This is a genomic window from Novosphingobium sp. GW835-FHT14H07, assembly GCF_058793515.1.
The window spans coordinates 116,305-128,714 of sequence record NZ_JBXAFX010000011.1 but is presented as its reverse complement, the minus strand read 5'-3'; the positions used below and the strand labels follow the sequence as shown (position 1 = coordinate 128,714).

The 12,410-nt window shown below is 62.2% G+C and carries 5 protein-coding genes; all 5 read right to left on the bottom strand.

Annotated features, from left to right (window positions below; all coding sequences use genetic code 11):
* The coding region (locus AC1Q5P_RS12215; protein WP_492519070.1) for a hypothetical protein at nucleotides 1–6,854 on the bottom strand (6,854 nt) is incomplete at its 3' end.
* On the bottom strand, nucleotides 6,854–8,596 hold the full coding sequence (locus tag AC1Q5P_RS12210; protein WP_492519069.1) for a ShlB/FhaC/HecB family hemolysin secretion/activation protein: 1,743 nt from the start codon (nucleotides 8,594–8,596) through the stop codon (nucleotides 6,854–6,856). The genes AC1Q5P_RS12215 and AC1Q5P_RS12210, both read right to left, overlap by 1 nt.
* 245 nt (nucleotides 8,597–8,841) lie before the next feature.
* Nucleotides 8,842–9,609, bottom strand: coding sequence for a hypothetical protein (locus AC1Q5P_RS12205; protein ID WP_052242440.1), 768 nt, complete (start codon nucleotides 9,607–9,609; stop codon nucleotides 8,842–8,844).
* Nucleotides 9,610–9,612: 3 nt separating this feature from the next.
* Nucleotides 9,613–10,380 (bottom strand): hypothetical protein, encoded by a 768-nt coding sequence (locus tag AC1Q5P_RS12200; protein WP_039335029.1) that lies wholly within the window; start codon nucleotides 10,378–10,380, stop codon nucleotides 9,613–9,615.
* Nucleotides 10,367–12,409, bottom strand: a complete 2,043-nt coding sequence (locus AC1Q5P_RS12195) for a CHASE2 domain-containing protein (RefSeq protein WP_492519068.1) — start codon at nucleotides 12,407–12,409, stop codon at nucleotides 10,367–10,369. The genes AC1Q5P_RS12200 and AC1Q5P_RS12195 overlap by 14 nt, the downstream gene beginning before the upstream one ends.
* Between the last annotated feature and the right edge of the window lies 1 nt (nucleotide 12,410).

The following is a 12,410-nucleotide window of genomic DNA, read 5'->3' as shown; positions in this document are numbered from 1 at the left end:
CCTGCCAGCGTGATCCCGCCCGCAGCGCCGATCGCATCGAACGTCAGCAGCGCAGGGTCGATGAACACCGAGCCGCCGCTCGAGGTGACCGTGCCCAGCGTTGCCGTGTCGGTCACGGTCAGCGTCACGTCGCCCGCCGCCTCCAGTTGATCAGCAACAAGGTTATCGCCGGTGATGGCAAGCAGACCACTCGCCCTTGCACTCGTGCCTTCGATTGACTGTGCATCGATCGACAGATCGCCGTCGACAACCAGAACTCCGAACGTGGCCGCAGTCCCGGCAGTGAGGGACAGATTGCCCACATCGGACGCCGAACCCACGTGAAGCGACGTTGCCGCATCGAAGGTGCCATCAAGGCCCGCCAATGTGAGGGTGCCGATGCGGATCTCGGCCGCAGCTGAAACTGCGCTTGTTGCCCCAAGCGAGAGAATGCCAGTGCGCAGCGCACCGGCAGCATCAAAGGTTCCCTCGGTTTCACCGCCGACATCGACGGCTGAAGTCAGCTCACGTGCAGCAACGAGAGAAGCGGCATCGATGTCACCACCGATCGAGAGACCGATGTCACTGACCGTTGCTTCGATATTCCCCGTGCCCGACAGATTGGCAGCGGCTGTCAGACTGACGAAACCGCCTTGCAGCGTGGAACCGCCAAGGAGAGCGATGCCGCCTTGCTGGGACGTGATCGAAAGGCCATCGGCCGCCGCGATCTGCGCTACAAGCTCCGGCCCGCCGATCGCTATGTCACTGGTCGCGTAAAGCACGACGGACTTGCCGGATATCGCGCCGTTGGAGCGGATATCGAAAGCCTTGAAATCTCCGTCACCGATGCTGACGAAGTCAGCGGCGTTCACATCGTCGATGCAGATTGCGCCCTCAAGGCAATCGGCATCAAGCGTATCGCCATCGTTCCGGCGGATCGACGACCCCGAAATCGCTCCTGTGACATCCGCGCGGAACGATGCTCCGGCAAAGCTGGCCAGCCGAGCATCAATGGCGGCACCCGAAATCTCGATACCGCCCGTGCCAGCATCAATTGCCGAGCCTGCCCCGATTGAAAGGATAGCAATGTTGGTGGGCAAGAGGTCGTAACTTATCGGCTGACCGCCGGCTGCAAAGACCAACCGTTCGGGGACTGACGATGGCCCGGTGTTGGCGAGGAAGCTGTTGTTCCTGCCAATCAGGATATCATTACCGGACCGAACTCCGATGCCCGCTCCGGCTGTGAAAGCAGTGCCATCCAGAGTCAGGACGGTTCCGCCACTGTTGAGATCGAGACTGCCCGAAGCGTTGAAGCGGCCGCCGCCCGAGGCCTCTCCGAGGGTCAGCAAGCCATCGACGTAAAAGTAATCTCCGTCGAGCAGAGCGCCAGCCTCGGCTATGACGTTCGTGCCGGAGATATTGCGGATCGTGGCGTCGTTCCCGGCGCGAACGGCTACGTTGCCATTCGAATAGTATCCGCTGCCAGCATCGCCAGTGATGTTTCCGCCAGCGTAGACGGTGAGATTGCCGAGACCGGCCAATTCGGCCGGACCGACAAGACTGAAATCGCTTGATGCGTCCACGTCGAGATTGCTGCTCGCCTCGATTAGGCGGCAGACCGCTGCGGTGCAGGCATTGCTGACGATATCGATGGTGTCGAATGACGAGAGCCTGATCGCCCCGGCAGAGAAGCGGCCATTGCCCTCGCCGGTCACAACGATGCCGGTATCACTTTGCACATACGCAGTGTCTGCGGCGAGCGATGCACCGTCGGCTAGCGTAATTGCAATGTTGCCGCCGGAGAGCAGGGTCAGCTCTGAATCGACCGCGATTGTCCCGCCGGTGACCGCAATGCCGATCGTTGGATCCAGGCTTGCAGGAAAGCCGGACGCTTCGCCGGTGAAGCTGCTGAAATGCAGGCCACCACCGGCGGCAGTCGCGGAGTTCGACAGCGAGATGCTACCCGGTGCCTGGTTGAAGCCGAAACCGAAATTGACGAAGAACTGTCTGCTAGTGACATCTGCCGTTACGTCGAGGGCAGAAATCTGTCCAAGACCACCGCCGCTATCGTCGCTTGCAGAAAATGCGATTGTTCCCCCCGTGGCGGGAACGGCAGTGGACGTTCCGGGATTGCCCGATCCGCCGGGCCCAGTGCCACTCGTCCCCGCCAGGTTTCTGAACCGGGTAGTGCCTGCCGCCGTGGCGACGAGATCGCCGAAGCTTAGCTTCCCACCCTCTGCGCCCATGGTGATTGCGCCACCGGCTCCAGCCTGCGCAAGTCCGGTATTGCCGCCATTGCCGCCCGCGACCCCGGCTTCGCTGGCCGACGCACCATTGCCGCCCGCACCGCCCAAGCCACCGACACCACTCGCGGTGAGTGTCGTGCCGCCAAACAATCCAAGTGACGCCTCGCCAAGCCGATTGGCCGATAGCCCTATTGTTCCTCCTGAACCTGCACCGCCAGCGCCGCCGTTGCCCCCTGAACCGCCGCTCGATCCAGTTGCATCCACGCCTCGCCCACCGTTGCCGCCAAAGCCCGAAGTTGAAACCGCCAGTCCGCCATCGGTTTCGGCGATTGCGATAGAGCCTTCGAGGTCAGCAAGCAGGTTGAAGACGCCGCCGGAACCGTCACCGCCCGCGCTGCCAGCGGTGCCGTCACCCGAAGCGGAATATCCGGCTCCATCCGCACCAGCACCGCCGGTGCCGTCAACGGTCGCCGACAAGCTACCGAGAGAAATGCTCGAATTGGCCCCCGTGGAAGTGAGAGCAATCAGGCCGCCGCGACCGCGGCCGCCCGTGCCGCCGACCGAGGGTCCGGGCGTGCCGCTGCTGCTGGCATCGACGCGGCCACCGCCAGCACCTCCGAGGCCGCTAGCGATCATGGTCAGGCCATCGAATGCCAGGCTGCCGCCACCCGACGCAGTTGCGGTTATGGCGCCACCCGAACCGTCCGCCCCATTGCCGCCATCGCCTTGTGCGACGCCGCCGAACAATGCAGAGTTTCCACCAAGCCCGCCATTTCCGGCTCGACCGGAGGCTTCTATCGCGGGGCCCGAAACCGTCAGCGTTCCGAGGTTTGCTGCGGCGAACGCAACCTCTCCGCCTATGGCCTCGCCGCCATCTCCGCCAAGACCTGCGCCAGCGGCGTCGGCTCCGCCGTTGCCGCCGTTGCCGCCGACGCCTGCCGCAGACAATGCTGCACCGGTTACGGTTAGTCCTGTACCGGATCCCCCGGAAGCCACCTCGACCCGACCACCAATGCCCGAACCGCCTTGTCCGCCATTGCCGCCGGATTGCCCATCACCACCCGCGGCACCCCTGCCTTCGGCGGTTATGGTGAGATCGCCAAGTGCCGTCGTGCCCGCGCCAACCAGAAGACGGCCAATGCCGCCAGTACCATTGCCACCATTGCCCCCGTTCGTCCCAGCTTCGCTAATGGCACCGATACCGTCGGCGGATAGGGTCACTGTGCGGAGATAGTCGAGCGACGTGGAAGCGCCGAAGTCGGCAGCAATCTCGAATATTGCCGTGCCGCCGGTGCCGCTGCCGCCACTTCCTCCGAAAAAGGCATCATTGGCATCGTTGATGAAGTTTCCGGCACGTCCGCCAATGCCGGTCGCATCGACTGCGATGATCCCAGCATCGAACACGCCAGAGAGGTATCTGATGGTCGCAGTTCCGCCAACGCCGTCTCCTCCGGGACCTGAGTACTGGGGAGTACCTGATCCGAAGGAATAGCCACCAAGCCCGCCATTGCCGATCGCCCTTACCTCGACCTGAGGCGGGACATCGCGATATGGAACAGTAGCTGACAACGAGCCGCCATCGATCGTGACGAGCGCCGCCCCGCCGGTGCCGAGTCCCCCCTGCCCCGGTTGCAGCGTTCCACCGAAATCGTAACCGCCGTTCCCGAAGTAACTGATACCGCCGTAAATCGGATCCGAAATCGGCGTGTTGCCATTGGCTTCAACCAGAAGGGAGTCCGTGCGGATCGTTCCGGACGTGAGAGTTGCAGTTGCATCACCGCCGGTGCCAGCGCCGCCAACGCCGCCATCAATGTCGAGGTCCGTGTATGCTCCATCGCCACCATAACCTGATGCGGTGACAGTGATACTGGGTACGGAAACCAAGCCGCCGCTGACGTTCAGCGCTGCCGATCCGCCAAGGCCGAGCCCACCGGCGCCCGGTCCCGCACCGGCCACGTTCCGGCCAGTGCCGCCTTCGCCTGTTGCGCTGATGTCGAGGGTGCTCGTCGCAAATGTGCCATCCGTAATAGTGAAAGTTGCCGTTCCACCGACCCCGCTGGCGCCGTCTCCCGCCTGAGCGCCAAGACTGGTGCGGGCGGATTCAAATGCTGCCCCGCCTTGGCCGAGACTGGACACAGTGACCTGCGCCCCCGTGAACGATGAAGTCTTGCCAGACTGGGTGAAAGTGACGTCGCCGCCTGTTCCGACACCCGAAAGCCCCGCTACGTCGTCTCTTCGGCCTGCGCCCCCGATCGAACGCATCGTCAGGTCACCCGAATAGGATGAATCGGCGAGCGTGAAGCCCACTGCGCCACCGGTTCCGCTCCCGCCGTCGAAACCGCTCCCGCCGCTTGCCTGCGAGCGCAATGACGCTCCGAAGTCAACGATTGCCGAAGACCCGTTGCGCAAGATCGCCGTGACAGTGCCGGACTGGGCGTCCTCTCCGCTCTCGTAAGAGCTCGCATCGGTTGTCAGGCTCAGATATCCGGTGCGCAGCGTGCTGGCGTCGCTGACGAACGAGACATTGGCCGACCGCTGTGTTCCCAAAGCATTACTGCCGTGCGCCGACAGATACACACTTGCGCCCGCCGTATCGAGCTGGGCGTTATTTGTAAGATTGAGCGACACCGTGTTCGGGTCGATCAGATCGCCATAAGCACTCGATCCAAGATTGATGTAATTGGAGAAATTCCCCCCGTTAGTGAGGATTGAGGTCGCTAGATTGGCATTGTCCAACGACAGCGACACGTTGCCGAGCGAAGCGATGCCTCCATCGCTGGCCGAGGCATAGTTCGACGCATTGATCGAACCGGTCTGAAACCGTGTCGGGATGCCAGAAAAGCTGACGGATACCGCTCCAGCAGTGGCATCAAGTGGAGACTGATCGCTGCCGGAGTAGGTGATCGCATCTGAATGGAGCGAGAGTGAGCGCGATGCATAAGCACCACCGGACACCGACAAGGATACATCACCCGATGTGGCATTGCCGCCACTGATCGCCTGCTGACCACTGAAAAAGCCGTGGCTCGCGGTCGACGAAATGGTGACGTCACCGAACGAGACACTGTTGCTGGTCGAACCGACGGGAGCGGAAACCTGGATTGCCGCTGAACCCGACGTGGCACTTCCTGTCGAAAGAGCGCCGACTCCCGAGGTGGCGTCGCTCAGCAAAGAGGTCGAACTCGCAAAGACACTGCCGTTGGTAACCGTCAGCGAGACACTGCCCGCAACGGCGTCGTCACCGACCGTGTCAGGCAACAGCGCATCGCCGTTCATTGGATCGGTCTGGATCGCTCCGATCGCGGTCGATGTCAGACTCAGGCCTCCGCTCACGGAGAGTCCCGCCCCTCCCGCCACAGATACCGCTACGTTGCCCGCCTTGGCGCCATTCGCCGATGCCAGCGACAGCCCACCTTCGACGGAAACGAAATTGCCGTTGTCAATCTTGGCAGACAGATCGCCGCGCGCGTCAAATGTGGCGCTGCCGTTCACGACCGTCGATGAAGTCGTCGCGTCAATTTCAATGCCACCGCTGGCACGACCGATGAGCGTGTTGGTCGATCCCTCGGAACCGATCGTGAGGTTCGAGACGACAAGGGATGCATCGTTGCCCACGATCGCATTCGGATCGATAGCGCCCGACGCAATATTGTACCCCGCCGAGAGCACGACCGAACCATCCACCACTTCGGCGGTCGTCGCGCTGTCATAGCCCATCCGTCCCGAGACCATGGCGGTCATCGCCTGGTTCTTGGGAACCGCAACGAGGTAAACCCCGTGGTTTGCATCGGTCGAGTTAGTGTTTGCGGCCCACGTGGTGCTGCCGGTATGCGAGACCCCGGCATCATCGGTCGACCCACTATCGACCACGATGTCGAATAGCCCGTTGTTGATCGTCAGGGTCGCCGCCTCTGCGGCAACGAATGCGGCGGAACCGTTTACCCGAACTGTGCCTGCCTGATCGACCCGCGGCGCTACCAGCGCAACGTAGCTGCTGTTGAACAGCGTGGCGTTGATCTGCGCGCCCGACTGAATCGTAACGGACGACTTGGGATCGAGGGCAGCGCCGAAACGTATCTCGTTCTTGTCGCCATACAGACGAGTACCCTCAGCCGTCACCGGGTCAACCGTGATGGGCAGCGACGTGAGCACAAGGCTGCCGACATTGAAGACGCCCTTCGCCCCCACGACCCAACCGCCGGCATTGTAGAACCAGATCCTGCCAAGCGGATCCGAAGAGACTGTTCCGGATATCGAGAGTGGACCAGTCGTCGCCGTGTCCGTGACGCGGTTCAGGACAGTGAATGGCGTGCCGGTGTCGGCGTTGAACCGCAGGGTCATGCCTTCGGGCAGGAACTCGCCGGACGGACTGGTAATGGCCCAGTCGATCAGGGCCTCGTTCGCATTGACAAAGATCGTGTCGGTGTTGGTGCCGTTGAAGACCGGCGCACTGGCGCCAAACTGGACCGTTGCCGTACCCTGCACCGCCTGTGCGCGGACCTGCGCGGGCGCAGTCGCAAGCGCCAGCGATGTTGCCCCGCAGGATATTCCGCACAAGAGCTTGGCCAAGGATAGTTTGCGCATTTTCGGGCTTGTGCTTTCAGGCGAATGGGCAGGCGAACGGGCCATCACAGCCTCCACGGCAGGAGCTGGAACGAAAGATTGAGCATGAAGCGGGCCTTGCCCTTGACGTCCAATCCCAGTGGATCGTGCAAGGGCACCGCCACGCCGGCATCCAGACGAATGGAATCCTTGATTGCAGCCCGGAGGCCCCCGCCGACCGAAATCACCTTCTGCGGATCGATCCCATCGAATGCGGCGTCATTGTTCCACACCCACGCCGCATCGGCGAAGGCGTAAGGCTGGAAAGCACTGCCACCGGCAACCTTGGGCAAGAGCGATCCCAGCCGGATCTCGCCGCGCACGCCAACGCCGCTGTCGCCGATCACGGCACCGGGATCATAGCCCCTGCCCACGGTGTAGTTGCCACCGGAGAATTCTTCATAGGAAAGGAGCCTGTCGGGCGAGTATTGGGCACGGGGCTGAATACTGAGCGTAACCTTGCGCACCGGACGGTAATCGAAAACACCAGAAGCTCGCAGGACAAAGCCCTTTGCGGTACCCTCAATCCGGCTCGGAGTAACCTTTCCGAAGCCGCGGCAACTGGGCGCATTGGCACCAAAGCAGCCCTTGGTGGCGTCGAGGACATCGAGCCCCTGTCGGGCTTCTAGAGTCAGTCCCCACGACCAGTGCGGTTCGAACGGCGTGAAGCCGTCGCGGCCTGTCAGGCTCGGTCGGCTGATACCGCTGGCCTCGGTCCTGGCGTGGATCACCCGCAAGCGATCGCGGTTCAGCGGAATGCTGCCGAAGTCGAGATCCTGATTGGATATCTGTCCCCCCGCTGCAATCGACAGGTTGTATGCCTGTGACCGGACGAGCGGAAAGCTGCCCTCCAGCGATGCCGACAGTGTCCTCGAATGAAAGTCGGCCCGCGAGTCCGTCACAGTCGGATTGGTCCAACCGTACGTAAAGTCACCCCGAAGTGCGAAACCTTCTCCTCCAAGCCGCATCTCGTGGCCAAGTTGAAGCACCTTCTGCTCATGAAGGTCGGTGGTGGCAAAAAAGCTCGCCGTGGTGGAATCGCCCAGCCCCGTCAGCCCGTTGAACTGCACCCTCGCAAGTCCACTGTACCGACCGACTGCGCGAGAGCCGTAGTTCTGCAACCCGATTTCAGCATAGGCTGGCATCCTCCGCACGGAAACCTCGCCCACGACTTCGCCCGGCGACCCTTCCAGCGGGCGAAGCGCCAGCCGCACATCCATGCCAGGCAGGTCCTTCGCCAGTAGCAGGTAACGCTCTGCGCGACGGGTGTTGAATACGGGATCTCTGGTCAGCTTCTGGAGGTACCTGAGGAGCGCCTGTTCGGACCGCCCCACGTCACCTTTGACCTGCACGCGCTTGAGATGGGCAAGGAGCACATCCAGCCGGACGGTTCCTCCATCAATTTTTTGCGGCGGCACCTGCACCGCGGCGAGATATCCGGCCTGGCGCAGCTTGGTCGCGGCGCGATCACGAATTTCGCAGATCACCGATACCGGCTGCTCCGCTCCGACAAACTCTGCATAGCTGTCCGCGAGATCGAACCCCGCAAGATCCTGCATGCCGGTGAAGGTGACGGACGAAAGCTTGAAGCGGATCCCGGCGAAATCGGGAGCAGCAAGAGGGCATGGCGCGCGTTCGACTTCGGATGTGTCAACCGTGACCGGGCCACTCCGATTGAGCGTTCCTTCTGCTACCCCACGCTGGATTTCTTCGCGCGTAGGGGGCTGAACGTTACTCGGAGGAAGCGACTGGGCGAGCGCGGTGCTCACCGAAAAGGATAGGGTCAGAAGAGGAAACAGGCCTGCCGCGGCTGTCCCGCGAAGCCTGAAGAACCAGGCTTTGCCACGGAAACGAACTGGTATCGTGCCCCCGGGCAAGGGCAAAACAGCAACAGGATCGGCCATTTGAGTCGAATCTCCACAGGCGCGACCCGTGATGACTTAACTTGTTGGCCCGGTAAGGCTCTTTAATGTTGGGAATGACCTGTGGTGGAGAATCACCCTAAGTAGTTCCACTATGGATGTTGCTCTTGTATCTCCGGTTCTGCAAGAGTTGCCGCGAGCCAATCGAATTGCGCTTTGCAACCGTTGTCCAGCAACAACGTGCCCAATGACGCGGCATCGGCTGGAACGTCCTCAGGTTCAAGCATGACGATCCGGAACTCTGCCGCTTTGTCCGGCGCCGTTTCATCGTAGATACGGTAGGTCCGCCCTTCCTGCGGGGCGAGCATGGTCTTGGGCCAGGCAATACCCACGGTCTTGGGCGGCCACTGCATGCGCACCATCTCGCCGCCCGCACTTTCGGTCAGCCAGGTGAAGCTCCGTGCCTTGGCCTCCGCTCGCCAAAGATAAAGGTCGCTCCCCCGCGGAACACAGACGTTTCCGCCCTCGCTGGTGTCCGCCAGCCAGATGCTTACGGGCAGAACGTTTTCGCCCGAGGTATCCCCGGCCCCGCGCACGGCTCCCGCCCTGACGGACGCAGGATTGCTGAGAGACCGAGCCAGCAGCGCCGCTGCACTGCGATCACGGTTAACTGCATTGTCGAGCGTGAAGGTGCCAACGCCCCTGAGAACCCTCGTCCCGGCCTTGTCCAGCACGGTAACCACGTCGCCGGCTTTCAGCACCACTTGTGCATTCGCCGGGAGCCGCTTGCCCTTTGGGTATGAGGCGGCAGACGGACCGGTCGATCGCACGACAACGGCCTGTGCGAAGGCGCTGCTCGATATTGCCGCAAAAGCTGAGGCAACTACGATACTGAACGTGACCAGTCCCTTGCGACGCATTGGTCAGCCTCCGGCTTGCGTTGATTGGGCGAGGTTCGCAAGGAGGTCGAGCTGCGCGTTGCAGCCCTTGTCCGCCATGGCTCCTGCCACCTCAAGTTCGTCAGACGGGACATTCGTCATGACCATGGTGCGGATCTTTACCGGCGCGCCCACGGCATTGCTGAAAGTGTAGGTCTGCCCGTCGACGACGGGCACGCTCGCGGCCGGCCAGACCTTGAGCGCACTCCCGGCACGCCATGTTACATCAGCGGAACTTCCGTCCTGCGAAAGCAGCTTGCCCGTGCCCTCCTCAACTTTCTCCGGACGCCAAAGCACGACCGTTGCAGGATCGGCAATGCAATAGGTCCCGCCCTTGCTGACGTCGATGTACCAGACGTTTTCCGGGCCGGTCGGCGCAGCCATCGCCGGAGCGCTTGCCGCGCCGCGCACAGCCCCGGTTCGCGTACGCGACGCGCCGCCGCGGGCCATCATCGCAGCGAGCTGCGTCCCTGCTGCCGCATCGCGGTTGACCTCGCCGTTGAGGGCGAACGTTCCAGGACCGTTGAGAACTCGTGTACCGGCCTTGTCGAGAACCGTCACATGGTCGCCGGACTTCAAGACAACCGATGCTCCAGCGGGCAACTTGCGCCCCTGCGGATAGGAACCTGCCGAAGGTCCGGTTGAACGGACCACAACCGATTGCGCCATGGCCTGGCCTGCCAGTGCAAGCACGGCAATGGCCGAAGCGCCCGCCACCAGGGCGCGCAACTGCTTGCCATCAACCAAGAACATAACTCTCTCCCTTGTGCGTCTGCCGCAACCTCTGGATCAAATTCATCATCGCATCATCATGGACCGATTCGAGAATTGTGTCTGTGAGAGCTTTCACACGTTCCACCTCTCCCCGCGCGTGCGCCTCTACCGCCGCGATCGCAAGTCTGCGCTGTTCCGCAGGCATGTCCGGAACCGGTTCGAAAATTTCGACAGGTGTTTTGCGCCCCCGCAGCGTGACAGCCCCCATGGGACGGAACCAATCCAGGCCAGATCGCTCCGCCGCTTCTCGGCTGACGAGTACGCGCGTATCCAGAGGCTTGTTGGCCCCCTCGAGGCGGGCGGCAGTGTTCATGGCATCGCCAAGCGCGGTGTACTGGATCCGACCTTCCCCCCCGAAATTGCCGACGACCGCCTCACCGTAATGGACCCCCACGCGGGTCCGGCCAATCTTGGGCACACCTTCAGGTACCGACTTTCGAAACTCCTCGCCCGCCAGGTACATCGCCCATGCGGCCTTCACTGCGCGCTCACCATCATCGGGGTATGCAATCGGAGCCCCCCAGAAGGCGACCACGGCATCACCTACGAACTTGTCGAGCGTACCGCCATACTCAAGTACCACTGCACTGAGCCGGTCGAGGTAATCGTTCAGCAATCGCGCGATCATTTCCGGCTCGACTGCATGGGTCAGCTTGGTGAAGCCTTCGAGGTCGCTGAAAAGACAGAATATCTCGCGCTTTTCTCCGTGAAGCGAGAGACGGTCCGGGTTGCGCATGATCTCTGATGCAACCGATCGGGGAAGGTACTTGCCAAGTGCGCCCTGGGCGAACTCGCGCTGCGCTGCATTGATGGCTCGCAAGCCTGAACTGATGGCAGTGTAGGCTATCAACCAGCCGATCAGCCAGCCCGTCGCCGGCAAGTCCAGCGTGTCATATCCCGCCCGCTCCACCAGGAACGGCACGGCGAGGAACAGCGAGAACTGCGCAAGTACGCCGATCGCCAGGACCCAGGTGCGGGTCTGGACCATGGCCGTGGCAGCGCCAAGCGCAACGGCAAGGATGCCAGCCAGGATCTTGAGACCCCTCGCGGGTCGCTGCTTCCAGGCCTTGTCCAGGAGTTGCGCAAGCATCGAGGCGTGGACTTCGACGCCGATCATCCGCGTTTCGCCGGTCACGGGATTACCGGTGCGGGTAAAGGGCGTGTCAAACTGGTCGAAATCCGAAAAATCGCCGCCAATCAGGACATAGCGACCCCTGATCGCGTCTGCGACCAAGGGCGCCGTCTCGGGATCGGCAACGAGATCGATCGGAATCTTGTCGAACACCGGCCGATCGCTCGCCGAGGGCACCCGATAGCGGATCGGTCCTGTAAAGCTCGCAAACCGAGCATCGGCATCGGCACCGCCCTGCGTCAAAGCGATGGAAAGCAGAGGCGGCAAACCCGGATATTGTCGAGGCCAGCGGCGGGCAACGCCGTCCGTGTCCGTCTCGAGAAGGATCGAGGCCGGCTTTGTCATCACACCACCTGCACTTTGCATGAAGGCGCGCAGGTCCTGCTCCTGCTCGTACGTGATGGCTTCCGGATTGGTGCGGTTATCAGCAAACGCCAGAAAGACAGGAGTCTTCATGCCCCTCAGCGACGCTCTCAAGAGGTCATCGTCATCCTGCGGGCTGTCGAACAGGACGTCGATACCGATGCCCTTCGCTCCCAGTTGGTCAATCTGCCCGAGTGCTTTCGCCAGGATCGTCCGATCGACCGGAGAGATCTGTCCCGTCGCACGATTTGTATCGGCTGTGTAAACGACCAGGGTGACACGCTTGTCGGTATCGGTCGGCGGGGCAAAATTGGCTGCCCGCAGATCGTAGAGGGCTGCTTCCGCATCACGCAAAAGCGGCAACCGCCAACTGTTCAAGGCAATGAACAGTGCCAGGGCCAACAGGACCAGTGCCACGAAACTGCGCTGCCAGCCGAGCTGCGACAAGCTGCGTCGCGCCGTCCTGCCAATCTCGCGCGGTCCATCTTTGGCCGCGCGCGGCTCTTTGGCCATG

Bases quoted from the DNA above. Each gene is read 5' to 3' on its own strand.
- AC1Q5P_RS12205 (WP_052242440.1), bottom strand. From the start codon at position 9,609: ATGCGTCGCAAGGGACTGGTCACGTTCAGTATCGTAGTTGCCTCAGCT.
- AC1Q5P_RS12200 (WP_039335029.1), bottom strand. From the start codon at position 10,380: ATGTTCTTGGTTGATGGCAAGCAGTTGCGCGCCCTGGTGGCGGGCGCT.
- AC1Q5P_RS12195 (WP_492519068.1), bottom strand. From the start codon at position 12,409: ATGGCCAAAGAGCCGCGCGCGGCCAAAGATGGACCGCGCGAGATTGGC.